Origin of the sequence: Klebsiella sp. JB_Kp042 (assembly GCF_040065275.1) — a bacterium.
Classification (GTDB): Bacteria; Pseudomonadota; Gammaproteobacteria; order Enterobacterales; family Enterobacteriaceae; genus Klebsiella; species Klebsiella quasipneumoniae.
Window position 1 is genome coordinate 59,756 of the sequence record NZ_JBEAJL010000116.1, and the last position, 26,160, is coordinate 85,915.

Below are 26,160 nucleotides of genomic sequence, written 5' to 3' on the forward strand. Positions count from 1 at the left end.
AACCAGGTTTGTCATCAGCCAGAGGCGCCCTTACGGGCGCCCCACGTCACGTTATTTACTGCTCACCGGCAGGCCGGCGCCCTGCGATTCGCCCTGCGGCAATTCGAGAACAGCAACCGACCAGGCCGGCAGCGTGACCGAGCCGTCAGCGGCAATCTGCACGCCGCTGGCCAGCGAACGGTCGCCCGCCGCCTGCTGGATGGCGCTCAGCTGGAGCGATGTGCCGGCGAAATCCTGCAGCGTCCGGCTTTCCGGAGCGGCGTTAATCGCCACCACGATGCCGTCGACGCGGCTGTCCAGACTGGCGCCAGCCTGCATCCCGTCATCGATGGTCATCACCAGCAGACCGGTCTGCTGATCGGCGCCGGTATTGCGGAAGTCCACACGCTGCATCACCGTCGCGCCGTCGCCGAGGGTAAACAGCGGAGATGACTTACGCAGCGCGGTCAGCTCCTGATAAAACGCGGTCATCTGCTTGAGCTCGGCTTCACCCGGGGTGGCCACCCAGTCCTTCACGCGGGCGATGATGTCATAGTTGCTGCCATCATCGCTGCTGCGCGGCATACCGACGTTGTAGTTGTTGTCCTGCAGGGAGTAATCCACGCGGTTAAACCAGTCGCCGGAATCATACGAGTCGCGGGTAAAGGATTTGGAGCGCAGCAGCTCCGAGCCCTGCTGGTCAAAGGCGATCCCCTGGCCGAGCATGACCGTGGCCAGCGACACCGCCTGCATCCGGACGCGGGTGTCGAGATCCGCCTCCTGAGCGGCTTTGTAGCTGATCATGTCCCACAGCGTCTGGTTGTCGTGTTTTGACACATAGTTCACGACTTCCGTCGGATCAGCCGCGTAGCCGCCAGGCGCGCCGTTATAATCAATCTCGCTGCCTCTCTTCACCGCGCCGTCTTTGTCGATCAGCACGAAGTCCGCAAGGTTACCGGCCATACCGAGACGGGTCAGATCGGCGAGATGGCGCGCCTGATCGTCGGTCAGGGTGGTCAGCTCATTCGGCAGAACGCCGGCCCCGCTGCCCACGCCCTGGTTCTGGCGCAATGCATCGCCGGAGTCGAACGGTCCGCCGCCGCGCACGGCGTCGCGCAGACGATCGGAGAACGTGCCGATCCCGGTGCCTTTGAGATTGATTTGCGAGGCAATTTCAAAGCGATCGCTCTGGTTGGAATCCCAGCCTTCGCCAAAGAAGTAGATATCCGGGTTCAGCGCTTTAATGCGCTCCCAGGCCGAGAGGATCTGCGCTTTCGGGTGGTAGCCCATCAGGTCGAAGCGGAAGCCATCGATCTTATAATCGGTGGTCCATACCGCCAGTGAATCGGCGATAAGCTTGGCGAACATCCGGTGCTCTGGCGCCGAGTCGGAGCAACAGGTGGCCGATTCCACGCTGCCGGTGGTTTCGTTCAGACGCTGATAGTACCAGGGGACGATCTTATCCAGCACCGAGGTGCGGTCGGTCGGGCCGGCGGCGTTGGTGTGGTTGTACACCACGTCCATAATGACGTTCATTCCCAGATCCTGCTTGATCGCCTGAATCATGGTGCGGAACTCTTTAATGCGCGCCGTGCCTTCCGGGTCGGTGGCGTAGGATCCTTCCGGTACTGTGTAGTGGAACGGATCGTAGCCCCAGTTATAGGAGTCGGTCTGCGCCACCAGCGTATTCAACGCCTGCACCTGCGGGTTATCCTTACTGTCGTTCTGCTTCAGCTGAGTCAGCACCTCTTCAACCGTCGAACCGCTGTCGCAATAGCCCGCGAACTCGCTGCTCTTCACCGCGCTGTTGACCTCGCACAGGCGACTGAACGGCTGCTGAATATCGGCGACTTTGTCGCTGAACTCATTGACCGTCGCCAGATCGAAGACCGGCAGCAGCTCAATATGGGTCACGCCCGAGGCCGACAGCTGTTTCAGATGCTGGACCATATTGCTCTCCTGGGCGGTGAGCGCCAGATACTTACCGCGCAGCTCCGCAGGAACGGTTTGATCCCAGGCGGAGAGATCGCGAATATGCGATTCGTGGATCGTCATTTTCGCCAGGTCGGCTTTGGTTTTCTGCGCGTGCGGCATCGTCAGCCCGTCCCAGCCTTCCGGCTTCAGCGCGCTGTCGTTCAGATCGACCACCTGGCTGTACTCCGAGTTGGTCGACAAACTATGGGCGTAGGGATCGGTCACTTCGTACTGCTCGACTTTACGCGACTGCGGGTGGTAGACCGTCATCGCGTAGCGGTAGAACGCGCCTTTCAGGTCGCTCCCTCCCTGCCAGGACCAGGCGCCGGAGGCGCTGTCGCGGGTCATCGGGTGACTGGCTATCACTTTCTTGTCCGCGCTATAGATCACCAGCTCGACCTGCTGCGCCGTGGGCGCCCAGACGCGGAAGGTCACGCCGCTATCGGTTAGCTGGGCGCCATAGCTCAGCGCCTCGGCGGCGGCGGCATAGGTATCGTCCAGTACGCCGGCGGTCTGCACCTGGGTGGCGGAGCTCAGGATCCCGTCGCTTTCGGCGGATATCGCCACCGTCTCGCCCTGCAGCAATTCATCGACGTTGACGTCATCCGGCAGCTTAAAGGCAGGATAGCTAGCGAGATGCGGGAAGCGCATGCTCACCTGCTGGCTGACGGTGGTGGGGGTCAGCTTGACATATTTATCGGTAAATTCGCCGTTACTGTCGGCAGCCACCTTACTGCTGTGGCTGTAATAGAGGCGCACAATGGGTTTATTTTCCCCGCCCGGCCACAGCAGAGTGGTCTTATCGACCCAGTGCGCATCGGCCAGCGCCACGCCAAAGGCGGCGCGGAAGGCGTCGGCGCGGGAGTCATAGACCGCGCTGTTGCCGGCGATGACCGATACCGTCCGATCGGTGAAATCGCTGAAAGAGACGCGCAGGTCGCTGTCGATAAGCTTATTGGTGCCATCGCGGACGATAACGTTGATACATCCGCTCTCTTTGGTCAACGGGATCACCCAGTAAGGGCCATATTTGTCGCTGCCGGTCGGCGTGGTGCTGACATCATTCCAGTCCGCCACCGGCGCGCTCAGCGCATCGCAGGTTTCGTTATTCCACAGATAGAGGTTTTTGCTGGCATAGTCGGCCGGCGTGCTGCTGGTGATGCCGGCGATATCGACGAGATGAATGACAGCCTGGTTGGCAGAGGCCTGTACCGCTTCGCCAGGGACGGCAACGTCCGGTAAACGGACGACGACATCCTGCGGGTCGGGCGTGCCGGGATTACCTGGGTCGCCAGGTGATCCAGAGGAAGAGGAGGAAGAGCTGTTATCACAGCCACTCAATAATACTAACGATCCAATAAATAGGGCATGACAGGTATATCTGAGCATTCGATAGTCCCTAATATGCTTATTAAATTATAAAAGGTAAGAAAGGATGAATATCTTTACAGCGCGCTAATTAGATATTTTTGCTTTCCCAGGCGCAATCATCCCCCACAAATGAGAGGGGGGCGTAGGAAGCCGGGGGAGTAAATGAATAAAGGGAATGACGACCGCAAACCGCAAACTGATTATGATTCGCCACGCTTATCGCCACTCTCCGGCAATAATTCATTCAAAAGCCAATAATCACCTACCTGTTTCGGTAGGGTATTACGCCAGCGTGCAGAAAAATAAATTAGCAAAGGAATTAAAATGCCAGTTTCTGTGATGGGGTTAACAAATATAAATAAAGGGATAATTAAATTATTACCCCAAATTGTGACGCTCATCATATTAATAACCGCCATTCCGCAGCTGGCGAAATTAACCTGGCGGGTGGTATTCCCTGTGAGTCCTGAGGATATTTCCGCCCTACCGTTAACCGCACCTCCGGCAGCGGAACCGGAATTAAAAAACGTGCGGCCCGCATTTACCCTGTTTGGCCTGGCGGCTAAAAACCCCCCCGCGCCAGCGGTGGCCACCAGCCTCAATCAGGTGCCGGTTTCCAGCCTGAAGCTACGTCTGGCCGGGCTGCTCGCCAGCAGCAACCCGGCGCGATCCATCGCGATTATTGAAAAGGGAAATCAGCAGGTTAGCCTTAGCGTCGGCGATACCACCCCGGGGTACGATGCGCAGATCGCTGCCATCCTGCCAGACCGGATCATCGTCAACTATCAGGGGCGCCAGGAGGCCATTTTATTATTTAACGATACCCGCGCGCCGTCGTCATCGCCCGCCGCCGCGCCCCGTCCGCCCCTGATGAAGCGACTCCGCGAGCAGCCGCAAAATATCCTCACGTATTTAACGATTTCGCCGGTACTCAGCGGCGACAAACTGCAGGGCTATCGACTTAACCCTGGCAAAGACCCCTCGCTGTTTCGCCAGGCCGGCCTACAGGCAAATGATTTGGCGATTGCCTTAAATGGCATCGATTTACGCGAACAGGAACAAGCGCAACAGGCGCTGCAGAATTTGGCCGACATGACCGAAATAACGCTAACCGTTGAGCGGGAAGGCCAACGACACGATATTGCTTTCGCCCTGGGGGATGAATAATTGCCAACCATGAAACGCCTGCGAAAAATGCTGCCTGCGCTGCTGATATTAACCCCGCTGCTATTTTCCCCGGCCGCCGCGGAGGAATTTTCCGCCAGTTTTAAAGGCACCGATATCCAGGAATTTATCAATACCGTCAGCAAAAACCTGAATAAAACGGTGATTATCGATCCCAGCGTACGCGGCACTATCACCGTGCGCAGTTACGATATGCTCAATGAAGAGCAATATTATCAATTCTTCCTCAGCGTGCTGGATGTATACGGCTTCGCCGTGATTAATATGAATAACGGCGTGCTGAAGGTGGTCCGCGCTAAAGACGCCAAGACCTCGGCCGTTCCGGTCGCCAGCGAGGCCGCGCCGGGCGAAGGCGATGAGGTCGTCACCCGGGTGGTGCCCCTGACCAACGTCGCCGCCCGCGATCTCGCGCCGCTGCTCCGCCAGCTGAACGATAACGCTGGCGCCGGCAGCGTGGTCCATTATGAACCCTCCAACGTCCTGCTGATGACCGGCCGCGCGGCGGTCATCAAACGCCTGCTGACTATTGTCGAACGCGTCGACAACGCCGGGGATCGCAGCGTGGTGACCGTGCCTCTCTCCTGGGCCTCCGCCGCGGAGGTGGTCAAACTGGTTACCGAACTCAATAAAGACACCAGCAAATCGGCGCTGCCGGGATCGATGGTGGCGAACGTGGTGGCCGATGAGCGTACCAACTCGGTGCTGGTGAGCGGCGAGCCAAACTCGCGCCAGCGCATTATCGCCATGATCAAACAGCTCGACCGCCAGCAGGCGGTGCAGGGCAACACCAAAGTGATCTACCTGAAGTACGCCAAAGCCGCCGATCTGGTGGAGGTCCTGACCGGGATCAGCAGCTCGTTGCAGAACGATAAGCAAAGCGCCAAACCGGTGGCCGCGATCGATAAAAATATCATTATCAAAGCCCACGGCCAGACCAACGCCCTGATCGTCACCGCCGCGCCGGACGTGATGAACGATCTGGAGCGAGTGATCGCCCAGCTGGATATCCGCCGCCCGCAGGTGCTGGTGGAGGCGATTATCGCCGAAGTGCAGGATGCCGACGGCCTCAATCTCGGTATCCAGTGGGCCAATAAAAACGCCGGCATGACCCAGTTCACCAACAGCGGTTTGCCGATATCCAGCGTCATCGCCGGCGCCAACCAGTACAACAAAGACGGCACCATCAGCAGCTCGCTGGCCAGCGCCCTCGGCTCGTTTAACGGTATCGCCGCCGGTTTCTATCAGGGGAACTGGGCGATGCTGCTGACCGCCCTCTCCAGCAGTACCAAGAACGATATTCTGGCCACCCCCAGCATCGTCACCCTCGACAATATGCAAGCCACCTTCAACGTCGGCCAGGAAGTCCCGGTGTTAACCGGCTCGCAAACCACCTCCGGCGACAACATCTTTAATACCGTCGAGCGCAAAACCGTGGGCATTAAGCTGAAGGTGAAGCCGCAGATTAACGAAGGCGATGCCGTGCTGCTGGAGATTGAGCAGGAAGTATCGAGCGTCGCCGATTCGGCCTCCAGCACCAGCAGCGATCTCGGAGCGACCTTTAATACCCGGACGGTGAATAACGCCGTGCTGGTCGGCAGCGGCGAAACGGTGGTGGTTGGCGGGCTGCTGGATAAAAGCGTCACCGATACCGCCGACAAAGTGCCGCTGCTCGGCGACATCCCGGTGATCGGCGCGCTGTTCCGCTCCGACAGCAAGAAAGTGTCGAAGCGCAACCTGATGCTGTTTATCCGCCCGACCATTATTCGCGACCGCGATGAGTACCGCCAGGCCTCTTCCGGCCAGTACACCGCCTTCAACGATGCGCAAACCAAACAGCGGGGCAAAGAGAGCAGCGAAGCATCGCTCAGCAACGATCTGTTGCACATCTACCCGCAGCAGGAGACCCAGGCCTTCCGCCAGGTCAGCGCCGCCATTGACGCTTTTAACCTCGGAGGCCGCCTATGACGCCAGCCGCCGAACGCCGTCCGCTGCTGCCCTTCGCCTGGGCCCGCGCGCACCATCTGGTGCTGCTGAGCGACGGCGAACGCTGCGAAGCGCTGTGCCGCGCGGACACCGCCGCCCGGGCGCTGCTGGAAGCGCGCCGCCTGGCGGACGGGCCGATGAGCGTCAGCCGTCTGGCGCCGGACGCGTTCGAGAAAGCGCTGGTGCTCAGCTATCAGCGCGACTCGGCGGAAGCGCACCGGATGATGGCCGACATCGGCAATGAGCTTGACCTCTATACCCTCGCCGAAGAGCTGCCGGATACCGACGATCTGCTCGACAGCGAGGACGATGCACCGATTATCCGTCTGATCAACGCCATGCTCACCGAGGCTATCAAAGAGAAAGCCTCCGATATCCATATCGAAACCTATGAGCGCCATCTGCAGATCCGCTTTCGCGTCGACGGCGTGCTGCGGGAAATTCTCCGCCCGCAGCGGCGGCTGGCCGCGCTGTTAATTTCGCGTATCAAGGTGATGGCGAGCCTGGACATTGCGGAAAAACGGGTTCCCCAGGATGGCCGCATGGCGCTGCGCATCGGCGGGCGGGCGATAGACGTGCGCGTCTCCACCCTGCCCTCCAGCCATGGGGAACGCGTGGTGCTGCGCCTGCTGGACAAAAACAGCGTCAACCTGGATCTGCTGACGCTGGGCATGCCCCCCGCCCTGCTCGACCAGGTCGACGCGCTGATCGCCCGGCCACACGGCATCATTCTGGTCACCGGGCCGACCGGATCCGGGAAAAGCACGACGCTCTACGCCGCCCTCAGCCGCCTCGACGCCCGGGAGCGCAACATCATGACCATTGAAGATCCGGTGGAATATGAGCTGGAGGGCATCGGCCAGACTCAGGTCAACGCCAAAGTCGAGATGACTTTCGCCCGCGGCCTGCGCGCCATCCTGCGCCAGGATCCGGACGTGGTGCTGGTGGGCGAAATCCGCGATGGCGAAACCGCGCAGATCGCCGTTCAGGCCTCGCTCACCGGCCACCTGGTGCTGTCGACCCTGCACACCAACAGCGCGCTGGGCGCTATTTCCCGTCTGCAGGATATGGGCGTGGAGCCTTTTTTACTCTCCACGTCGCTGCTGGCGGTGATGTCGCAGCGGCTGGTGCGCCAACTGTGCCCGCACTGCCGTCAGCCCACGCAGGCGGATGCCGACACCGCCCGGCAGATGGCGGTCCCGACCGGCACGCCGCTGTGGCGGCCAAAAGGCTGCGCCCGGTGTAATTTCACCGGCTATCGCGGACGCACCGGCATTCACGAGCTGCTGCCGATCGACGACCGCGTCCGCGCCGCCATCCACCGCGGCGAAAATGAGATCACCCTGATCCAGCAGCTGGGGCCGGCCTGGCAGACCCTGCGCCATGCCGGGCGCGATAAAGCGCTGGCGGGGATCACCAGCTGGGAGGAGGTGATGCGGGTCACCGAACAGCAAACGGCGGACAGCGTCTGAGATGGCCCTGTTTCGCTATCAGGCGCTGGACGCGCAGGGCAAAACCCGCCGCGGCGTTCAACAAGCCGACTCCGCCCGCCACGCCCGCCAGCTGCTGCGGGACAAAGGCTGGCTGGCGCTGGAAGTGGCCGCCGCCGACCCGGCGAGCCGGCTGTGGCGCGGCGGGCTCCTTACCCGGCGCACCAGCGCCGGTGATTTAGCCCTGCTCACTCGCCAGCTGGCCACCCTGGTCGCCGCCGGCATTCCGCTGGAGAAAGCGCTCGATGCCGTCGCCCAACAGTGCGAAAAGGCGCCGCTGAGAACGTTAATGGCCGGGGTGCGGAGCAAAGTGCTCGAAGGCCATTCGCTGGCGGAGGCGATGCGCGGCTATCCCGCCTGCTTCGACGGCCTGTTCTGCGCCATGGTGGCGGCTGGCGAAACCTCCGGCCATCTCGACGGCGTGCTGAATCGGCTGGCGGACTATACCGAGCAGCGCCAGCAGCTTCGCGCCCGCCTGCTGCAGGCGATGATCTACCCCATCGTGCTGACGCTGGTCGCCATCAGCGTGATCGCCATTCTGCTCTCCACCGTGGTGCCGAAAGTCGTCGAGCAGTTTGTCCATCTTAAACAGGCTCTGCCCTTCTCTACCCGGCTGCTGATGAGCCTGAGCGACATGGTGCGCAGCGCGGGCCCCTGGCTGGTGCTGCTGTCGTTACTGGCGCTGCTGGGGCTGCGCTATCTGCTGCGCCAGCCTGCCCGGCGGCTCGCCTGGGACCGGGCGCTGCTGCGCCTGCCGGTCATCGGCCGCGTGACGCGCAGCGTCAACAGCGCGCGCTACGCCCGCACCTTAAGCATTCTCAACGCCAGCGCGGTGCCGCTGCTGCTGTCGATGCGCATCAGCGCGGGCGTTCTCAGCAATGCCTGGGCGCGCAGCCAGCTGGAGACCGCCAGCGAGTCGGTGCGCGAAGGCGTCAGCCTGCATCGCGCGCTGGAGGCCACGGCGCTGTTTCCGCCGATGATGCGCTACATGATCGCCAGCGGCGAACAGAGCGGTGAGCTGACCGCCATGCTGGAGCGCGCGGCGGAGAACCAGGACCGGGAACTGAGCGCGCAGATCCAGATGTCTCTCAGCCTGTTTGAACCCCTGCTGGTGGTCACCATGGCCGGCATGGTGCTGTTTATCGTGCTGGCCATCCTGCAGCCGATCCTGCAACTGAATACCCTTATGAGTATGTGACTGTATTAATGGAGAAAACTATGCAACGGCAACGCGGCTTCACGTTACTGGAAATTATGGTGGTGATCGTCATTCTCGGTATCCTCGCCAGCCTGGTGGTACCTAACCTGATGGGCAACAAGGAGAAAGCGGACCGCCAGAAGGTGGTCAGCGATCTGGTGGCGCTCGAGGGGGCGCTGGACATGTATAAGCTGGACAACAGCCGCTACCCGAATACCGAACAGGGTCTGCAGGCGCTGGTGACCGCCCCGGCCGTCGAGCCGCATGCCCGCAACTACCCGGAAGGCGGCTATATCCGCCGCCTGCCGCAGGACCCATGGGGAAATGAGTATCAGCTGTTAAGCCCCGGTCAGCATGGTGCCATCGACGTCTTCAGCGTCGGCCCGGACGGGATGCCCGACACCAATGACGACATCGGCAACTGGACCCTCGGGAAGAAATAGTGTCTCAGCGCGGTTTCACCCTCCTGGAAATGATGCTGGTCCTGCTGCTGATCGGCGTCAGCGCCAGCATGGTGCTGCTGGCGTTTCCCTCCGCCCGCACCCAGGAGGCCACGCAGATCCTGGCGCGCTTTCAGGCGCAGCTGGATTTTGTCCGCGAGCGCGGGCAGCAAACCGGCCAGCTCTTCGGGATCGTTATCCACCCTGACCGCTGGCAGTTTATGCGCCTGCAGCCTGCCGACGAAGGCGCCCCGGCGGCGGCTGACGACCGCTGGGGCAACGCGCAGTGGCTGCCGCTGCAGGCCGGGCGCGCCACCACGGCGGAAACCCTCCCGCGTGCCAGGCTGACGCTGCGCTTTCCCAACGGCCAGGCGTGGACGCCGGGCGAGCAGCCCGACGTGATCATCTTTCCCGGCGGCGAAGTCACCCCGTTTCAGCTGCGGATTGACGCCGCGACGGGCATCAACATCGACGCCCAGGGCGACAGTCAGCCGCTGGCGGCGCGGGAGCAGCCATGAAACGCGAGAGCGGAATGACGCTTATCGAAGTGATGGTCGCGCTGGTGATTTTCGCCCTCGCCGGCCTGGCGGTGATGCAATCCACCCTGCAGCAGACGCGGCAGCTCGGGCGTATGGAAGAGAAAATCCTCGCCAGCTGGCTGGCGGATAATCAGCTGGTGCAGCTGCGGCTGGAGAAACGCTGGCCTGCCCTCAGCTGGTCTGAAACCACCGTGGAGGCCGCCGGGACGCGCTGGTTCGTCCGCTGGCAGGGGGTGGAAACCGCGCTGCCGCAGCTGCGGGCGCTGGACGTGGAGGTCCGGCGGCAAAAAAGCGATCCCGCGCCGCTGGCGACTCTGCGCACCTGGGTGACGCCGCCATGATAACGAAAATGCGCGGTTTCACCCTGATTGAAACGCTGCTGGCGTTGGCTATCCTCGCCGTCCTCAGCGCCGCCGCCGTGATGGTGCTGCAGAACGTCATCCGCGCCGATGGCCTCACCCGTGAGAAGAGCCAGCAGATCGCCGCCCTCCAGCGCGCTTTTCGCCAGATAGCCGACGATGTCACGCACATCATTCCCCGTCGCGCCAGAAACAGCGACACGCTTTTCTTTGCCGGACGTTTTCAGTTGCAGAGCGATGACTGGGGGCTGGCCTTCAGCCGCAGCGGCTGGCCGAATCCGCTGGGGATCCTCCCGCGCTCGGAGATCCAGAACGTCAGCTACCGCCTGCGCCAGCAGCAGCTTGAACGGCTGAGCTTCGATCAGCAGGATCCGCTGACCGGCAGCCAGCCGACGGTCCGGGTGCTGCTGCGCGGGGTGACGGCGTTTCGCCTGCGGTTTTATGCCGACGGCCGCTGGCAGGAGACCTGGGACCGCTCGCAGAAGCTGCCGCAGGGGCTGGAGATCACCCTGACCCTGGCGAACAGCGGGGAGATAACCCGCCTGTTTTTACTTACCCCGGGGGGCGGCCAGTGAAAAATCGGCAACGCGGCGTCGCGCTCCTGATGGTGCTGTTCATCCTCGCCCTGATGATGATCCTCGCCAGCGCCATGACCGAACGCACCTCGGTCATGTATCAACACACCGCCGTGACCCTCGATAATCTGCAGGCCAGATGGTACGCCCTGGCGGCGGAAAACATGGCCGCCGCGCTGCTGCAACGCGACGCGCTGGACTCGCCCAGTCAAACGAACCTGGCGCAAACCTGGGCGCAGGAGGGACGCCGCTTTACCCTCGACGATGGCGAAATCCTCGCCACGATCCGCGACGGGCACGCCTGCTTTAACCTCAATGCCATCAACCATCGCGCGGATGAGACCAGCGGCGAAACGCCCTACCTGACCGACGTCTTCGTCCGGCTGCTGGCGCTGCTCGGCGAGTCGCCGCTGCGCGCCAGCCAGATCGCCGCCGCCCTCGGCGACTGGACGGACAGCGACGGCCAGCCGCGACTGAACGGGGCGGAGGACGAGGTTTATATGGCGCAAACCCCGGGCTATCTCGCCGCCAACCAGCCGATGCAGGACGTCAGCGAGCTGCGCCTGCTGGCCGGTATGGACACCGCGCTCTATCAGCGCCTGCTCCCCTTCGTCTGCGTCCAGCCGGCTGACGCGCTGCAGGTCAATGTCAACACCCTGCGGCCCTCACAGGCCGCCCTGCTGGTGGCCCTCTTTCCCGGCGATCTGACGCTGCAGGAGGCGCAACAGCTGTTGCACAACCGCCCGCGAACCGGATGGAGCAGCGTCGCCGCCTTTCTCGCGCAGCCTACGCTGCAGAAAACCGATACCACGCTCGCCCGCCCCTGGCTGACGGTGCGCAGCACACGCTTTATCGCCGCCTTCACCGTGGTGACCGGCAACCTTCGCTTTCAGCTGCACAGCGTCCTGCAACAGGAGGGGCGCGCCTTTACCGTCGTCCAGCGGCGATACGGACTTTCTATGGTGGTTGATGAATAAGTTTAACGCTTCCCCCCAGGCCATGCTGATCGTGCGCTTCGCCCCCGGGCAGGCGCCGCTGCACTGGCAACTCTTCGCCCCCGGCGATCCGCATCACGAAGCCCGCGGCCGGTGGCCGGCTGACGACGCCAGCCCTTTCCCGGCGCTGGCGGCGCATTATCCAGCCTGGGTGCTGATCCCGGCCAGCGACTGCGCGTTTCACCCCCTCAGCCTGCCGGCGGGCCTGCGTAAACCGCCGCTGCAGGTGGCCCCGTTCCTGTTGGAAGAGCAGCTGGCCGACGATGTGGAAGCCACCCATTTTGCCCTGCTCCACCGCCAGCAGGCCCAGTGCGAGATCGTCGCCGTGCAGCGGCAAAAAATGCGCGACTGGATGGCGCGCTGCGAGTCGCTCTCCCTACGGCCCCTGGCGTTGACGCCCGATGTGCTCGCCCTGCCCTGGCAACCGCCGGCGTGGAGCGCGGTGCAGGTGGACGAGCAGTGGCTGATCCGCCACCAGCCATGGAGCGGCATGGCGGCAGAAAGTTCCTGGCTGGCGGAGCTGCTGCAGGGCGAGGCGGAAGAGCACGTCATCGACAGCTATTCGCCGCCGCCCGCGGCGCCGGGAGCGTGGCGCGCGCAGCCTGCGCAGACGCTGCTCTCCCTCGCCGCAAATCATCCGGCGGCGCAGAAGCTCAGTCTGCTGCAGGGAGAGTTTGCCATCCGCCGTCGGCAGCCTGCGCAGGGGAGCTGGCGTCCGGCTCGGTATGCCGCGCTGGCCCTGGCGCTGCTGGCGGCGGTGAATAGCGTTCTGGATCATCGCGATCTGGCGCGCCAGGCCGAGGCGGCCCAGCAGGCCAGCCGGGCCTACTATCATCGCTGGTTTCCTACGGAGAAAAAGGTGATTAACCCGCGACTGCAGATGCAGCAGCATCTGCAAACCCTCGCCCGTCAGGCGCAGCATGCCCCCCTCGTCGACCGCCTCAGCGCGTTGCAGAACATCATCAGCGACACGCCGGGGATCCGCCTGCGGGCGCTGAGCTGGGATGCCGCGGCCAACCGTCTGCAACTGGATATCGCCGCGGCCTCTTCCCGGGCGCTGGAGCAGTTCACCCAGCGGGCGCAGCCGCGGTTTCGCGTCCGGCCAGGCGACATGACCACGAAACCGGATGGCATTGAAGGACAACTGACGCTGGAGGAAAACGATGGCTAATCTGTTTATCTGGTGGCGGCAGCGCACGCCGTCGGAGCAGCGCCTGCTGCTCGGACTCGCGGGGCTGCTGGTGGTGTGCGCCCTCTGGTACGGGCTGTGGCAGCCCTGGCGAGCCCGCGAGGCGCAGTGGCGGCAAATCCTGGTGAAAGAACAGGCCAGCCTGCGCTGGATGACGCAGCAGGGTCCGCGCCTGCAGCAGCTCAGCCAGCAGCCCGCGCCGGCGGCAAAAGAGGCGCTCACCGCGCTGGTGATGCGCGAGGCGGCGAGCCACGGGCTGGAAGTCGTTCGTCTGCAGCCGCAGGGAAAACGTCTTCAGGTCACCCTTCAGCCCTGCGCCTTTCAGGCGCTGATGGACTGGCTGGACGCCCCGGCGATGCGCGGCGTCAACGCGGTCTCGCTATCCGTAACCGCACAGCCGTCGCGGCCGGGCTGGGTCATGGTCAACCATCTGCTGCTGGAGCGCGACGATGAAAGCTAACGGGTTCGCGGTTGGGCTACTGCTGGCGCTCTATCTGCTGTGGTTGACCGCCACCGCCCCGGCGCGTCTGTTAGTCCCGATGCTGCCGCCCGAGGTACAGGTGGCCAACCTCAGCGGCAGCATCTGGCGCGGCGCGGCGCAGTCAGTCTCCTGGAGCGGCGAACGGCTTGAGCGGCTGACGTGGTCACTCACCCTGGCTGGCTGGCAGATCGCGCTCAGCGATCCCCGCGGCGTGGAGGGTCAGGCCCGGCTGTGGGGCATCCGCGATCTGCGCCTGCAGGAGGGACGGCTCACCGCCCCCGCCAGCCTGCTCGGTCGCTGGCTAACGCCGACCATGCCCGTCAGCGCCGAGGGAGAGGTTACTTTCAGCCTGGCCGAAGCGCACTTCAGCGAGGGGCGCTGTCGGCAAATCACCGCCGGACGCGCGCAGTGGCGTCAGGCCAGGCTGCACTCTCCGGTCGGTAGCCTGGAGTTAGCCCAGGTCAGTGGCACCTTAAGCTGTACGGCGACCGGCGCCGTGGCGCTGGCCATCCGCCAGGATTCTCATCAGCTGAGCCTCAGCGGCCAGGGAACCCTGTCGCCCGATGGCCGCTATCTGTTTCACGGTACGCTACAGCCCCGGCAGGGGATACCGCCCCTGCTGGCGCTGCTGGTCACCCGCCCGATGGCCAAAAACGACCCGGGCCCGACGCCGTGGCAGCTGCAGGGAAAATGGTGATTAAAGGAGCAAAAATGACGACATTAGCCGCATTATCGCTGCATTTCCCTCTTATCTGGTATGGCTTTCTGCTGCTGTTCGGCCTGGCGCTGGGCAGCTTTTACAACGTGGTGATCTACCGTCTGCCGCGCATGCTGGCCCAGACCGCGGACGACGAGCCGCTAACCCTCAGCACGCCGGGCTCATCTTGTCCGCAGTGTCGCCAGCCGATAGCCTGGCGGGACAATATCCCGCTGGTCAGCTTCCTCTGGCTAGGCCGTCGCGCCCGCTGCTGTCAGGCGCGCATCTCGTGGAGCTATCCGCTGACCGAGCTGACCACCGGCCTGCTGTTTATCCTCGCCGGGGCGCTGCTCGCACCGGGACTGGCGCTGGCGGGCGGCCTGGTGCTGCTCTCCTTTCTGCTGATACTGGCGCGGATTGATGCCCGGACCCAGCTGCTGCCCGACCGCCTGACCCTGCCCCTGCTGTGGGCCGGACTGCTGTTCAATCTTAACGAGGTGTACATTGCGCTGCCGGACGCGGTCGCCGGGGCGATGGCTGGTTATCTGGCGCTGTGGTCGGTCTATTGGCTGTTCCGCCTGCTGACCGGCAAAGAGGCTCTGGGCTATGGCGATTTTAAGCTGCTGGCGGCGCTGGGCGCCTGGTGCGGCTGGCAGGCTCTGCCGCAGGTGCTGTTGTTCGCCTCAGCCAGCGGGCTGACGTGGACCCTGCTGCAGCGCCTGTGGACCCGGCAGTCGCTGCAGCAGCCGCTGGCCTTCGGCCCCTGGCTGGCGCTGGCGGGAGGGGGCGTTTTTCTCTGGCAGCAGATGGTCTAGCGTGAGTGGTTCGACTGGCCGGGCAGAATGCCGCCCGGCGCCTGGGGCTACGAATATTTTTTGCTGCGTCGGGTCGGAGCGGCGTTGGCCGGATCGTCCGGCCAGACGTGTTTCGGATAGCGTCCCTTCATCTCTTTCTGCACCTCACGGTAGCTCCCCTGCCAGAAGGCGCTGAGATCGCGAGTGATCTGCAGCGGACGCTGAGCGGGCGACAGCAGCTCCAGCACCAGCGGCACTCGCCCCTCGGCGATAACCGGCGTCGTGGCCTCGCCGAACATCTCCTGCATACGCACCGCCAGCGCCGGCGGGTTCTCCGCATGGTAACGGATCGCCAGACGGCTGCCGGTCGGCACGGTATAGTGCGTCGGCAGCTCGCGATCCAGCTTCTGGCGCAGCGGCCACGGCAGCCAGTCCTGGAGCGCCTGCCGCAGATCCAGCGCCTTCAGCGCCCGCAGCGAGTGAACGCCGTTCATCTGCGGCAGCAGCCATGCCTCCAGCGAGGCCAGCAGCGAAGCGTCATCCACCGCGGGCCACGCCTCTTCCGGCAGCCATTGCGCCGCACACTGCAGCCGCAGCCGCAGCTGCTCGGCCTCTGGCGTCCAGTTGAGCACACCGAGGCCTTTCTCACGAATCCCGTTGAGCATCGCCTGATGCAGCTCCGCCTCAGAGGGCTTCGCCAGCGGCTGGGTCTTAATCACCAGCTGGCCCGTCACCGTCCGCCGCCAGGCTTTCAGCGTCCCCTGCGCTTCATCCCACTCCACCGTGTCGGAACGCTGCGCCAGCTCGGGACGGGCGGCGATCAGCTCGCCGATATCCACCGGCAGAGCCAGCAGCATGCGGGCATCCGGTGAGGCGCTGCCCTGCAGCAGCAGCGGAGCGATCAGCCACTCATGGCGGCCCAGCGCGTCGTCGGCGTCCAGCATCGCGCCCATACCGTTCGCCAGCTGATAGCGTCCCTCCTGACCGCGGCGGCGGGCGATGCGGTCGGCGAAGGCCGACGCCAGGAGCGCAGCCATTCGTCCCGCGTCGGGCTGGCCGCTGCGGCAGGCCAGACGCTTCATCAGCTGCTGCGCGCGCTGCTGCCAGTTGGCCTGCTGACGGGAAAAGACGGCGCCCAAATCCACCAGCCCGCCGCGCGGCGGCTCCTCAAGGATCGCCGCCAGCCTGGCCGCCGTCGCCACCTCGTCATCGGTCTGCGCAGCGGCCAGCATCGCCGCCAGCCGGGGCTCGTTGCCGAGGGTGGCCATTTTGCGGCCAAACGCCGACAGCCGCTCGCCGTCCAGCGCCGAGAGCGCCTCCAGCAGGCGGCGCGCGGCAGCCAGGTTCACCGCCGGCGGCTGATCCAGCCAGGCCAGCGAGGCCGGATCGTGGCAACCCCACTGCAGCAGCTCCAGCAACAGCGCCGACAGATCGCTGTGCAGGATCTCCGGTTCGCTCTGCGCCGCCGCTCGTTCGGCCTGTTCTTTGCCGAGCAAATGCAGGCAGATCCCCGGGGAGAGACGACCGGCGCGTCCGGCGCGCTGGGTCATCGATGCCTGGCTGATGCGCTGCGTCACCAGCCGGGTCAGGCCGGTGCGCGGGTCAAAGCGGGCAACACGCTCCTGGGCGGTGTCGACCACCAGGCGGATGCCCTCGATGGTTAAACTGGTCTCAGCAATGTTGGTGGCCAGCACCACTTTGCGCTTCCCGGCCGGCGCCGGGAGGATCGCTTTGCGCTGCTCGCTTAGGGGCAAAGCGCCATACAGCGGGCAGAGGATGACATCCTCCGCCACGCGCTCCGTCAGCTGTTCCTGAACGCGCTGGATCTCGCCGACGCCGGGCAGAAACAGCAGCATCGATCCCTGTTCATGCCGCAGGAGCTCCGCCGCCGCTATCGCCACCGCCTCATCAAAACGCTGGTGCGCGGAGAGCGGGCTGAAGCGACGCTCCACCGGATAAGCGCGCCCCTCCGAGACCACCACCGGCGCCTCAGGCAGCAGACGCTGCAGGCGATCGTTATCAAGGGTCGCCGACATGATGAGCAGTTTGAGATCGTCACGTAACCCCTGCTGGACATCAAGCAGCAGGGCCAGCGCCAGATCCGCCTGCAGGCTGCGCTCGTGAAACTCATCGAGGATCACCAGCCCCACGCCCGTCAGCTCGGGATCGCGCTGGATCATGCGCGTCAGGATCCCCTCCGTGACCACCTCCAGGCGGGTCTGTGGCCCGACGCAGGTTTCGGCACGCATGCGGTAACCCACGGTCTCCCCTGGCTTTTCGCCGAGCAGTTCAGCCAGCCGCTGCGCGACATTGCGCGCCGCCAGACGCCTCGGCTCCAGCAGGATAATGCGTCCCGCGATGTTACCCTCAGCGAGGATCTGCAGCGGCAGCCAGGTCGACTTCCCGGCGCCGGTCGGCGCGTTGAGCAAAACCTGCGGCGCATGCTGCAGGGCGGATAACAGTTCTGGGAGGACGGCGGCAACCGGCAATGAGGACACAAAAGGCTCCGGGGGTTAACATTCAGGGGCTCGCATTGTAGCATCCCCCTAATTCATTACCGAGTCTCTATCATGTCTGAGCCGAAAAGGCTGTTTTTTGCGATTGAACTGCCGCCTGCCGTCCGCAAACAGATTGTCCAGTGGCGGGCAACGCACTTCCCTGAGGATGCCGGCAGGCCCGTCGCGGCGGATAACCTTCATCTGACGCTGGCGTTTCTCGGCGAGGTGAGCGCGGAAAAACAGCGGGCGCTGTCTGCCCTCGCCGGCCGCCTCCAGCAGCCGGGCTTTACCCTGACGCTGGACGATGCCGGACAGTGGCTGCGTTCGCGGGTGGTCTGGCTTGGGACCCGTCAGCCACCGCGCGGCCTGCTGCAGCTTGCCAGTATGCTGCGCGCTCAGGCGGCGCGCAGCGGCTGCTATCAGAGTCCGCAGCCGTTTCATCCGCACATTACCCTGTGGCGCGATGCCCGTCAGGCGGTGCCGATCCCGCCGCCCGGCTTTCGCTGGACGTTTCCGGTGAACGAGTTCGTGCTCTATGAATCCAGCTTTAGCCGCGGGCGCACGCGCTACACGGCGCTGGAACATTATCCGTTTGATAAGGAAAATTGATGCAGTTTGATCCGCCGTTGCAACCCGCCATTTTGCTTAAACGTTACAAACGTTTTCTTGCCGACGTGGTGACCCCCGATGGCCGCGAATTGACGCTCCACTGCCCAAATACCGGTGCCATGACCGGCTGCGCCGTCCCGGGCGACACCGTCTGGTATTCCACTTCTGACAATGCGAAGCGCAAATATGCCCATACCTGGGAATTAACTGAAACGCAGCAGGGTGCCGTTATTTGCGTCAACACGCTGCGCGCGAATACGCTGGCGAAAGAAGCAATTTCCGCCGGAATAATCCCTGAACTTTCAGGCTATAACCAGCTGAAAAGCGAAGTGAAATATGGCGCTGAGAATAGCCGTATCGATATTATGTTACAGGCAGATGATCGCCAAAACTGCTATATTGAAGTGAAATCGGTTACGTTGGCGGAGAAAGAATACGGTTATTTTCCTGATGCGGTGACTATGCGCGGACAGAAGCACCTGCGGGAGCTGATGGCCGTCGCGGCAAATGGCGACCGCGCGGTGATTTTATTTGCCGTCCTGCATTCGGCAATTGACCGTTTCTCTCCCGCGCATCATATTGATGCCAGATACGCACAGCTGTTAACAGAAGCCCGCGACAAGGGGGTGGAAATTCTCGCCTGGAAAGCGGAACTTTCTACGACGAGGATGACTCTGAATAAGCCGATCGCCGTGGTGTTAAACCCCGGTAAATAAGTGGCTAAATAGTGTTCGGGTCGCAAGCGCGAATACGCTTTTCTTCACAGGGTTGTCAAGTGTAACGTTTAGATAATTGCTATCCGGAAAAGCATCTGCTATTTATAGCGGCCTGATTTTCCCCCACATGGGGATCGATAGTGCGTGTTAAGGAGAAGCAACATGCAAGAAGGGCAAAACCGTAAAACATCGTCCCTGAGTATTCTCGCCATCGCTGGGGTGGAGCCGTACCAAGAGAAACCGGGCGAAGAGTATATGAACGAAGCCCAGCTGGCGCACTTCAAGCGTATTCTTGAAGCATGGCGTAATCAACTCAGGGATGAAGTGGATCGCACCGTATCGCACATGCAGGATGAAGCTGCTAACTTCCCGGACCCGGTAGACCGTGCCGCCCAGGAAGAAGAGTTCAGCCTGGAGCTGCGTAACCGCGACCGCGAACGTAAACTGATCAAAAAGATCGAGAAAACGCTGAAAAAAGTTGAAGACGAAGACTTCGGCTACTGCGAATCCTGCGGCGTGGAGATCGGCATTCGCCGTCTGGAAGCGCGTCCGACAGCGGATCTGTGCATTGACTGCAAAACCCTGGCGGAAATTCGCGAAAAACAGATGGCGGGCTAATCCCCTGCTGCCTCACTCTCTGGCGGGAGTCTCTCCCGCCTGGTTCTGTTGTCCGTACCATGACTGACTCACGCTATATAGGGCGCTTTGCTCCCTCCCCCTCCGGCGAACTCCACTTCGGCTCTCTGATCGCCGCGCTCGGCAGCTACCTGCAGGCCCGCGCGAACCAGGGTATCTGGCGCGTTCGTATTGAAGATATCGACCCGCCGCGCGAAGTCCCCGGGGCCGCCGACACCATCCTGCGCCAGCTCGACCACTACGGTCTGCACTGGGACGGCGAGGTGCTCTGGCAGTCGCAACGGCACGAAGCCTACCGCGAGGCGCTGGCCTGGCTGAGCGAGCAAGGGCTGAGCTACTACTGCACCTGCACCCGCGCGCGGATCCACGCCGTAGGCGGGATCTATGATGGTCACTGCCGCGACCTTGGGCTGGGGGCGGAAAACGCCGCGCTGCGTCTGCGCCAGACCCGTCCGGTTCTGCAGTTCACCGACCGCCTGCGCGGCACGCTGGTCGCCAACGAGCCGCTGGCGCGAGAAGATTTTATTATCCACCGTCGCGACGGACTGTTTGCCTACAACCTGGCGGTGGTGGTCGATGACCACTTTCAGGGGATCACCGAGATCGTCCGCGGCGCCGATCTGATTGAGCCGACGGTGCGGCAGATTTCGCTGTATCAGCATTTTGGCTGGCAGGCACCGGACTACCTCCATCTGCCGCTGGCCCTCAATGCCGACGGCAATAAGCTCTCTAAACAAAACCACGCGCCGGCGCTGCCGGAAGGCGATCCGCGCCCCGAAATCGTCCGGGCGCTCCGCTTTCTGAATCAGGAGATCGCCGGGGAGTGGCAGGCCCTGAGCATCGATGATTTACTCGCCCAGGCCGTCGCCAACTGGCAGCCGGCGAAAATCGAGCATTCTCAAATGGCTCCCGCTGAGCTATGATTAGCCGCTATTTTTACACTGTACAATTGATCTGAAGTCCGTCTGACACTACGAGGTGCACCATTTTTACCCGAGTCGCTAATTTTTGCCGTAAGGTGCTAAGCCGTGAGGAGCGCGAGGCAGAAGCCGCCGTCGAACCAACGCCTATGACGGTGATCCCGCGTGAGCAGCATGCTATTTCCCGCAAAGATATCAGTGAAAACGCCCTCAAGGTCATGTACCGCCTCAACAAGGCGGGCTACGAGTCCTGGCTGGTTGGCGGCGGCGTCCGCGACCTGCTGCTTGGCAAAAAGCCAAAAGATTTTGACGTCACGACCAACGCCACGCCGGATCAGGTGCGTAAGCTGTTCCGCAACTGCCGTCTGGTCGGGCGCCGTTTCCGCCTCGCGCACGTGATGTTCGGGCCGGAAATCATTGAGGTCGCTACCTTCCGTGGCCATCACGAAGGACACACTACCGATCGCGTCACCTCCCAGCGGGGCCAGAACGGCATGCTGCTGCGCGATAACATCTTCGGCTCGATCGAAGAGGACGCCCAGCGTCGCGACTTCACCATAAACAGCCTCTATTACAGCGTGGCGGACTTTACCGTGCGCGACTACGTCGGCGGCATGAAGGATCTGCAGGACGGCGTGATCCGCCTGATCGGCAATCCGGAAACCCGCTATCGCGAGGATCCGGTACGCATGCTGCGCGCGGTGCGCTTCGCCGCCAAGCTGGATATGACCATCAGCCCGGAAACGGCCGAACCGCTGCCGCGGCTGGCCGCCCTGCTCCACGACGTGCCGCCGGCGCGCCTGTTCGAAGAAGTGCTCAAGCTGCTGCAGGCCGGGCATGGCTATCAGACCTACCTGCTGCTGCGGGAATACAACCTGTTCCAGCCGCTGTTCCCGACCATCACCCGCTACTTTACCGAGCGCGGCGATAGCCCGATGGAGCGGATCATCAACCAGGTGCTGAAGAACACCGACACCCGCATTCATAACGACATGCGCGTCAATCCGGCCTTCCTCTTCTCGGTAATGTTCTGGTATCCGCTGCTGGAAACGGCGCAAAAAATCGCTCAGGAGAGCGGTCTGGCGTACTATGACGCCTTCGCGCTGGCGATGAACGACGTACTGGACGAAGCCTGCCGTACGCTGGCGATCCCTAAGCGCATCACCACCCTGATCCGCGATATCTGGCAGCTGCAGCTGCGCATGTCCCGTCGCCAGGGCAAACGCGCCTGGAAGCTGATGGAGCATCCGAAATTCCGCGCCGCCTACGATCTGCTGGAGCTACGCGCCGGCGCTGAAAACAACGGCGAACTGCAGCGTCTGACCAAATGGTGGGGCGAATTCCAGGTCGCCGCGCCGCCGGCGCAAAAAGATATGCTCAACGACCTCGGGGACGATCCGGCGCCGCGCCGTCGCCACCGCCGTCCGCGCAAGCGCGCGCCGCGCCAGGGTAACGCATGACCCTGGTCTATATCGCCCTCGGTAGTAACCTCGCTTCGCCACTGGCGCAGGTGCAGGCGGCTATCCGCGCCCTGGGCGAAATACCTTACAGCCGCGTGGTGAACGTCTCTTCGTTCTACCGCACGCCGCCGCTGGGCCCGCAGGATCAGCCGGACTATCTCAACGCCGCCGTCGCGCTGGAAACCACGCTGGCCCCCGAGGCGCTGCTCGATCACACCCAGCGCATTGAGCTGCAGCAGGGTCGGGAACGCAAAGCCGAACGCTGGGGGCCGCGCACCCTCGATCTCGATATCATGCTGTTTGGCGATGCGGTCATTAACAGCGAGCGTCTGACCGTTCCGCACTACGATATGAAAAACCGCGGCTTTATGCTCTGGCCGCTGTTCGAGATCGCCCCGGACCTCCGCTTTCCTGACGGCCCTGCGCTGCGTACCGTACTGGATGATCTCGGCGCGACAAAACCCGCTATCTGGTAATTCCCTCTCCTTTTTTAGCATTTACGGCGATCGTCGTAATCGGTTGCCCAAAATCATTGCCCCTCTAAATGCTGCTGTTAGAATGCCGGTTAATATGACTTTCATCATCAGGAAATGTTATGAAACCGACCACCATTGCCCTGCTGCAGAAATGCAAACAGGAAAAGAAGCGCTTTGCCACCATTACCGCCTACGACCATAGCTTCGCGAAGCTGTTCGCCGATGAAGGCATTAATGTGCTGCTGGTGGGCGACTCGCTGGGAATGACGGTGCAGGGTCACGACTCCACCCTGCCGGTCACCGTGGAAGATATCGCCTATCACACCCGCGCCGTCCGCCGCGGCGCGCCGAACAGCCTGCTGCTCGCCGACCTGCCGTTTATGGCCTACGCCACGCCGGAGCAGACCTTCGAAAATGCCGCCATCGTGATGCGCGCCGGCGCCAATATGGTCAAACTCGAAGGCGGCGCCTGGCTGGCCGAGACCGTGAGGATGCTGGCGGAACGCGCGGTGCCGGTTTGCGGCCACCTCGGCCTGACGCCGCAGTCGGTGAACGTATTCGGTGGCTATAAAGTGCAGGGCCGCGGCGATGCGGCGCAAACCCTGTTTGAAGACGCGTTAGCGCTGGAAGCGGCAGGCGCGCAGCTGCTGGTGCTGGAGTGCGTCCCGGTCGCCCTGGCGAAACGCATCACCGAAGCCCTGACCATTCCGGTGATCGGCATCGGCGCGGGCAACGTCACCGATGGGCAGATCCTGGTGATGCATGACGCTTTCGGCATTACCGGCGGCCACATTCCGAAATTTGCCAAGAATTTCCTTGCCGAGGCGGGCGACATCCGCGCCGCGGTGCGGCAGTATATTGCCGAAGTCGAATCCGGGGTCTATCCGGGCGAAGAACACAGTTTCCATTAAGGAGTCTTGTTGTGCTGATTATAGAATCCGTGCTGCTGCTGCGTCAGCATATCCGCCGTCTGCGTCAGGAAGGCAAGCGTATCGCGCTGGTCCCGACGATGGGCAACCTGCATGATGGTCATATGAAGCTGGTTGATGAAGCCAAAGCCAGCGCGGACGTGGTGGTGGTCAGTATTTTCGTCAATCCGATGCAGTTTGACCGCGCCGATGACCTGGCGCGCTACCCGCGCACCCTGCAGGATGATTGCGAAAAGCTGAACAAGCGTCATGTCGACTTTGTCTTCGCGCCGACGCCGGCGGAAGTCTACCCGCAGGGCACCGAAGGCCAGACCTACGTCGACGTCCCCGGCCTGTCCACTATGCTGGAAGGCGCCAGCCGTCCGGGCCATTTTCGCGGCGTGTCGACCATCGTCAGTAAGCTGTTCAACCTGGTTCAGCCAGACGTCGCCTGCTTTGGCGAGAAAGACTTCCAGCAGCTGGCGCTGATCCGCAAGATGGTTGCCGACATGGGCTACGATATCGATATTATCGGCGTGCCGATCGTCCGCGCGAAGGATGGCCTGGCGCTGAGCTCGCGTAACGGCTATCTGACCGCCGACCAGCGCAAAATCGCCCCCGGTCTGTATAAAGTGCTGAGCGCGGTGGCGGAAAAACTGGCCGCCGGCGACCGTCAGCTCGACGAGATCATCGCTATCGCCGAGCAGGAACTGAACGAGAAAGGTTTCCGTGCCGACGACATTCAGATCCGCGATGCCGACACCCTGCTTGAGCTGACCGACACCAGCCAGCGCGCGGTGATCCTGATGGCCGCCTGGCTCGGTCAGGCCCGCCTGATCGACAACCAGATCGTCACGCTCGGTCAGTAGACAGCGGGTAAAAATCGGGCAATACTTGCCCGGGCTTTTCTCAGGGCGGACGTCGTGTCCGCTCTGCTACATTAAGGTTGAAGGGTAGAAGTTATGATGCGTAATATGCTGCAGGGCAAGCTCCACCGCGTAAAAGTGACGCAGGCTGACCTGCACTATGAAGGTTCCTGCGCCATTGACCAGGATTTCCTGGATGCGGCCGGTATTCTGGAGAATGAAACCATTCACCTCTGGAACGTCACCAACGGTAACCGTTTCTCCACCTACGCCATTGCCGCCGAGCGGGGTTCCAGAATCATCTCCGTTAACGGCGCCGCCGCGCACTGCGCCAGCGTCGGCGATATCCTGATCATCGCCAGCTTCGTCACCATGTCTGACGAAGAGGCGCGCCGCTGGCAGCCCAACATCGCCTACTTCGAAGGCGACAACGAAATGAAGCGCCAGGCGAAAGCGATTCCGGTGCAGGTCGCCTGATGACCACGACGCTGCGCTCAGGCGCAGCGCCGAAGTTTACCCCTGCGGCTGGTTACTGATCAGCCGCGACATCGTCTCCAGCGAATCCGTGCGTAAGATATATAACCGCTTTAGCAGAAACGGATTGTCCCCCGGCTTCACCTTCCCACGCACTGTCGTCACCGCCATATGAAACCCGGCGTCATTCGCCGCCTGCACCGCCGTGGCGTTATAGCCGCCGAAGGGATAGGAAAGGTAGAGCACATGTGGATTAAACTGGCTCAGCGCCCGGCGCGAACGGGCAAAATCAAACAGAATATTATGGTAATTGCGGCTGAATAAGATTGGCCGCCGGCCGGCGTCCACCCGGTGCAGGAAGTGGGTATGCGACTGAATGTCAAAGACATCCTGGATCTGCCTGAGCTCAGAAATGCTCATGAACTGCAGCGATTTCGGATCCCATTGCTGCGGATGACGCTTGATGCGCGAAGAGATAATAAAGGCGGTGGCGTGGAAGCCATACTGTTTCAACACCGGATAGGCGTAGCGGTTTACCGATTTCAAACCGTCATCGAAGGTAATGGCGACTGCCCGCGCCGGAAGGTTAATTTTATTGCGCACGTAGCCTTCCAGCTGATACAGGGTCAGCGTGGTATACCCCTGATCCCGCAGCCAGGTCATCTGGTTATTGAAGGCGCGTACCGAGGTGGTGGTCGAGGTATGGCGGAAACGGGTGTTCTCTTCGTCACGCAGAATATGGTGATAGGTCAGCACGGGGATCCCGTTATCCTCCTGCGCATCCAGACTGCTGACCCACGCCAGCCGATCGCCAATGCGGATCTGAAACCAGGTCTGATTGAGGCGGTCTTTCAGCTTGCTGAGGATCGGATAGCGCAGATTATTGGCCAGCGTGCCGAACGGCGCGCTGCTCACTGAGGGAGCGTCATAGAGCGGTGTATCTTTCCAGGTGAGTAAATTCTGGTTACTCAGCGGCTTATTGAGATCCCCCAGACGGTCCTCCACCCGCTGCTTCCCCTGCACTGGCTCCAGATGGCCCTTGTCAATAAACCCGGTGCCGAAGCCGAAGCGAAACTCATAGTAATCAGCCGCCGTCGGGACAACCGCGAGGATCTGCCCGGCACGCACATTGCCCACGCTGACCACATGGTTCCCCACCTGCGCCCAGATCACCGCGTCTTCGGTGGTTTGCATATAGCGCACAGGTTTGCCCTGCTGACTAAGCAGACTGGCGGAGGCGCTGAGTGAGGTCAGTAAAAGAAGCAGAGTAAAAAATCGGACAAGCATGCGCATCGAACCGGTAAACCATCAACGGCGGTTATTGTAACAAAAGCGGCATCTGTCCCGC

General features: G+C 62.4%; 26 protein-coding genes. 23 read left to right on the forward strand and 3 right to left on the reverse strand.

What is annotated here, in order from left to right; genetic code table 11:
* Window positions 1–51: 51 nt before the first annotated feature.
* Window positions 52–3,342, reverse strand: a complete 3,291-nt coding sequence (gene pulA / locus ABLV54_RS25190; RefSeq protein ID WP_050533869.1) for a pullulanase-type alpha-1,6-glucosidase — start codon at window positions 3,340–3,342, stop codon at window positions 52–54.
* A gap of 184 nt (window positions 3,343–3,526) precedes the next feature.
* On the opposite strand from pulA, the gene ABLV54_RS25195 reads away from it, so the two are divergent.
* The 14 genes from ABLV54_RS25195 to ABLV54_RS25260 are packed head-to-tail and all read left to right on the forward strand — an operon-like array spanning window position 3,527 to window position 15,270.
* Window positions 3,527–3,664 (forward strand): hypothetical protein, encoded by a 138-nt coding sequence (locus ABLV54_RS25195; protein WP_032426032.1) that lies wholly within the window; start codon window positions 3,527–3,529, stop codon window positions 3,662–3,664.
* Complete coding sequence (gene gspC, locus ABLV54_RS25200) at window positions 3,649–4,491, forward strand: type II secretion system protein GspC (protein ID WP_050533870.1); 843 nt, start codon at window positions 3,649–3,651, stop codon at window positions 4,489–4,491. Before ABLV54_RS25195 ends, gspC begins: the two co-directional genes overlap by 16 nt.
* A 9-nt stretch (window positions 4,492–4,500) precedes the next feature.
* Window positions 4,501–6,474, forward strand: a complete 1,974-nt coding sequence (gene pulD / locus ABLV54_RS25205) for a GspD family T2SS secretin variant PulD (protein ID WP_004204420.1) — start codon at window positions 4,501–4,503, stop codon at window positions 6,472–6,474.
* Entirely contained in the window at window positions 6,471–7,964 is a 1,494-nt protein-coding gene (gene gspE / locus ABLV54_RS25210; protein WP_017901153.1) for a type II secretion system ATPase GspE, read from the forward strand. Before pulD ends, gspE begins: the two co-directional genes overlap by 4 nt.
* A gap of 1 nt (window position 7,965) precedes the next feature.
* Window positions 7,966–9,180: a type II secretion system inner membrane protein GspF gene (gspF, locus tag ABLV54_RS25215; protein WP_004204418.1), complete on the forward strand. Its 1,215-nt coding sequence runs from the start codon at window positions 7,966–7,968 to the stop codon at window positions 9,178–9,180.
* Between the two features lie 20 nt (window positions 9,181–9,200).
* Window positions 9,201–9,623: a type II secretion system major pseudopilin GspG gene (gspG, locus tag ABLV54_RS25220; protein ID WP_004204417.1), complete on the forward strand. Its 423-nt coding sequence runs from the start codon at window positions 9,201–9,203 to the stop codon at window positions 9,621–9,623.
* Complete coding sequence (gene gspH / locus ABLV54_RS25225) at window positions 9,623–10,138, forward strand: type II secretion system minor pseudopilin GspH (RefSeq protein ID WP_004204416.1); 516 nt, start codon at window positions 9,623–9,625, stop codon at window positions 10,136–10,138. Before gspG ends, gspH begins: the two co-directional genes overlap by 1 nt.
* Entirely contained in the window at window positions 10,135–10,500 is a 366-nt protein-coding gene (gene gspI, locus ABLV54_RS25230; RefSeq protein ID WP_004204415.1) for a type II secretion system minor pseudopilin GspI, read from the forward strand. Before gspH ends, gspI begins: the two co-directional genes overlap by 4 nt.
* Complete coding sequence (gene gspJ / locus ABLV54_RS25235; protein ID WP_032455570.1) at window positions 10,497–11,093, forward strand: type II secretion system minor pseudopilin GspJ; 597 nt, start codon at window positions 10,497–10,499, stop codon at window positions 11,091–11,093. Before gspI ends, gspJ begins: the two co-directional genes overlap by 4 nt.
* Window positions 11,090–12,070 (forward strand): type II secretion system minor pseudopilin GspK, encoded by a 981-nt coding sequence (gspK, locus tag ABLV54_RS25240; protein WP_077258883.1) that lies wholly within the window; start codon window positions 11,090–11,092, stop codon window positions 12,068–12,070. Before gspJ ends, gspK begins: the two co-directional genes overlap by 4 nt.
* Entirely contained in the window at window positions 12,063–13,259 is a 1,197-nt protein-coding gene (gene gspL, locus ABLV54_RS25245; protein WP_050533872.1) for a type II secretion system protein GspL, read from the forward strand. Before gspK ends, gspL begins: the two co-directional genes overlap by 8 nt.
* A complete protein-coding gene (locus tag ABLV54_RS25250) occupies window positions 13,252–13,737 on the forward strand; it encodes a type II secretion system protein M (protein ID WP_049116594.1) in 486 nt (161 codons plus the stop codon). Before gspL ends, ABLV54_RS25250 begins: the two co-directional genes overlap by 8 nt.
* Window positions 13,727–14,455 carry a type II secretion system protein N gene (locus ABLV54_RS25255; RefSeq protein ID WP_050533873.1) on the forward strand — a complete coding sequence of 243 codons (729 nt, stop codon included), beginning with the start codon at window positions 13,727–13,729 and terminating at the stop codon, window positions 14,453–14,455. Before ABLV54_RS25250 ends, ABLV54_RS25255 begins: the two co-directional genes overlap by 11 nt.
* A 14-nt stretch (window positions 14,456–14,469) precedes the next feature.
* Window positions 14,470–15,270 carry an A24 family peptidase gene (locus ABLV54_RS25260; protein ID WP_043521992.1) on the forward strand — a complete coding sequence of 267 codons (801 nt, stop codon included), beginning with the start codon at window positions 14,470–14,472 and terminating at the stop codon, window positions 15,268–15,270.
* Window positions 15,271–15,317: 47 nt separating this feature from the next.
* On the opposite strand, the gene hrpB is transcribed toward ABLV54_RS25260, so the two are convergent.
* Window positions 15,318–17,747 carry an ATP-dependent helicase HrpB gene (hrpB, locus tag ABLV54_RS25265; RefSeq protein WP_032455567.1) on the reverse strand — a complete coding sequence of 810 codons (2,430 nt, stop codon included), beginning with the start codon at window positions 17,745–17,747 and terminating at the stop codon, window positions 15,318–15,320.
* 72 nt (window positions 17,748–17,819) lie between these two features.
* On the opposite strand from hrpB, the gene thpR reads away from it, so the two are divergent.
* The 9 genes from thpR (at window position 17,820) to panD (ending at window position 24,815) form a co-directional block, all read left to right on the forward strand.
* Window positions 17,820–18,356 carry an RNA 2',3'-cyclic phosphodiesterase gene (gene thpR / locus ABLV54_RS25270; protein ID WP_004204405.1) on the forward strand — a complete coding sequence of 179 codons (537 nt, stop codon included), beginning with the start codon at window positions 17,820–17,822 and terminating at the stop codon, window positions 18,354–18,356.
* Window positions 18,356–19,072 carry a DNA/RNA nuclease SfsA gene (gene sfsA / locus ABLV54_RS25275; RefSeq protein ID WP_004204404.1) on the forward strand — a complete coding sequence of 239 codons (717 nt, stop codon included), beginning with the start codon at window positions 18,356–18,358 and terminating at the stop codon, window positions 19,070–19,072. The genes thpR and sfsA overlap by 1 nt, the downstream gene beginning before the upstream one ends.
* 162 nt (window positions 19,073–19,234) lie before the next feature.
* Window positions 19,235–19,690: an RNA polymerase-binding protein DksA gene (gene dksA, locus ABLV54_RS25280; protein WP_002888845.1), complete on the forward strand. Its 456-nt coding sequence runs from the start codon at window positions 19,235–19,237 to the stop codon at window positions 19,688–19,690.
* Window positions 19,691–19,749: 59 nt separating this feature from the next.
* Window positions 19,750–20,631 (forward strand): tRNA glutamyl-Q(34) synthetase GluQRS, encoded by an 882-nt coding sequence (gene gluQRS, locus ABLV54_RS25285; RefSeq protein ID WP_004204403.1) that lies wholly within the window; start codon window positions 19,750–19,752, stop codon window positions 20,629–20,631.
* Between the two features lie 62 nt (window positions 20,632–20,693).
* A complete protein-coding gene (pcnB, locus tag ABLV54_RS25290) occupies window positions 20,694–22,088 on the forward strand; it encodes a polynucleotide adenylyltransferase PcnB (protein WP_071787251.1) in 1,395 nt (464 codons plus the stop codon).
* Window positions 22,085–22,564 (forward strand): 2-amino-4-hydroxy-6-hydroxymethyldihydropteridine diphosphokinase, encoded by a 480-nt coding sequence (gene folK, locus ABLV54_RS25295; RefSeq protein ID WP_050533874.1) that lies wholly within the window; start codon window positions 22,085–22,087, stop codon window positions 22,562–22,564. The genes pcnB and folK overlap by 4 nt, the downstream gene beginning before the upstream one ends.
* Window positions 22,565–22,683: 119 nt before the next feature.
* Window positions 22,684–23,475, forward strand: coding sequence for a 3-methyl-2-oxobutanoate hydroxymethyltransferase (gene panB, locus ABLV54_RS25300; RefSeq protein WP_023292010.1), 792 nt, complete (start codon window positions 22,684–22,686; stop codon window positions 23,473–23,475).
* An 11-nt stretch (window positions 23,476–23,486) separates the two neighbouring features.
* On the forward strand, window positions 23,487–24,341 hold the full coding sequence (panC, locus tag ABLV54_RS25305) for a pantoate--beta-alanine ligase (protein ID WP_050533875.1): 855 nt from the start codon (window positions 23,487–23,489) through the stop codon (window positions 24,339–24,341).
* A 93-nt stretch (window positions 24,342–24,434) separates the two neighbouring features.
* Entirely contained in the window at window positions 24,435–24,815 is a 381-nt protein-coding gene (panD, locus tag ABLV54_RS25310) for an aspartate 1-decarboxylase (protein ID WP_004204397.1), read from the forward strand.
* Window positions 24,816–24,851: 36 nt separating this feature from the next.
* Here the strand turns inward: panD and ABLV54_RS25315 are convergent, their stop codons facing one another.
* A complete protein-coding gene (locus tag ABLV54_RS25315) occupies window positions 24,852–26,105 on the reverse strand; it encodes a polysaccharide deacetylase family protein (protein WP_023292008.1) in 1,254 nt (417 codons plus the stop codon).
* Between the last annotated feature and the right edge of the window lie 55 nt (window positions 26,106–26,160).

Coding starts and splice junctions, on each gene's coding strand:
- pulA (WP_050533869.1), bottom strand. CDS start 3,342: ATGCTCAGATATACCTGTCATGCCCTATTTATTGGATCGTTAGTATTA.
- ABLV54_RS25195 (WP_032426032.1), top strand. CDS start 3,527: ATGATTCGCCACGCTTATCGCCACTCTCCGGCAATAATTCATTCAAAA.
- gspC (WP_050533870.1), top strand. CDS start 3,649: ATGCCAGTTTCTGTGATGGGGTTAACAAATATAAATAAAGGGATAATT.
- pulD (WP_004204420.1), top strand. CDS start 4,501: ATGAAACGCCTGCGAAAAATGCTGCCTGCGCTGCTGATATTAACCCCG.
- gspE (WP_017901153.1), top strand. CDS start 6,471: ATGACGCCAGCCGCCGAACGCCGTCCGCTGCTGCCCTTCGCCTGGGCC.
- gspF (WP_004204418.1), top strand. CDS start 7,966: ATGGCCCTGTTTCGCTATCAGGCGCTGGACGCGCAGGGCAAAACCCGC.
- gspG (WP_004204417.1), top strand. CDS start 9,201: ATGCAACGGCAACGCGGCTTCACGTTACTGGAAATTATGGTGGTGATC.
- gspI (WP_004204415.1), top strand. CDS start 10,135: ATGAAACGCGAGAGCGGAATGACGCTTATCGAAGTGATGGTCGCGCTG.
- gspJ (WP_032455570.1), top strand. CDS start 10,497: ATGATAACGAAAATGCGCGGTTTCACCCTGATTGAAACGCTGCTGGCG.
- gspL (WP_050533872.1), top strand. CDS start 12,063: ATGAATAAGTTTAACGCTTCCCCCCAGGCCATGCTGATCGTGCGCTTC.
- ABLV54_RS25250 (WP_049116594.1), top strand. CDS start 13,252: ATGGCTAATCTGTTTATCTGGTGGCGGCAGCGCACGCCGTCGGAGCAG.
- ABLV54_RS25255 (WP_050533873.1), top strand. CDS start 13,727: ATGAAAGCTAACGGGTTCGCGGTTGGGCTACTGCTGGCGCTCTATCTG.
- ABLV54_RS25260 (WP_043521992.1), top strand. CDS start 14,470: ATGACGACATTAGCCGCATTATCGCTGCATTTCCCTCTTATCTGGTAT.
- thpR (WP_004204405.1), top strand. CDS start 17,820: ATGTCTGAGCCGAAAAGGCTGTTTTTTGCGATTGAACTGCCGCCTGCC.
- sfsA (WP_004204404.1), top strand. CDS start 18,356: ATGCAGTTTGATCCGCCGTTGCAACCCGCCATTTTGCTTAAACGTTAC.
- dksA (WP_002888845.1), top strand. CDS start 19,235: ATGCAAGAAGGGCAAAACCGTAAAACATCGTCCCTGAGTATTCTCGCC.
- gluQRS (WP_004204403.1), top strand. CDS start 19,750: ATGACTGACTCACGCTATATAGGGCGCTTTGCTCCCTCCCCCTCCGGC.
- folK (WP_050533874.1), top strand. CDS start 22,085: ATGACCCTGGTCTATATCGCCCTCGGTAGTAACCTCGCTTCGCCACTG.
- panB (WP_023292010.1), top strand. CDS start 22,684: ATGAAACCGACCACCATTGCCCTGCTGCAGAAATGCAAACAGGAAAAG.
- panD (WP_004204397.1), top strand. CDS start 24,435: ATGATGCGTAATATGCTGCAGGGCAAGCTCCACCGCGTAAAAGTGACG.
- ABLV54_RS25315 (WP_023292008.1), bottom strand. CDS start 26,105: ATGCGCATGCTTGTCCGATTTTTTACTCTGCTTCTTTTACTGACCTCA.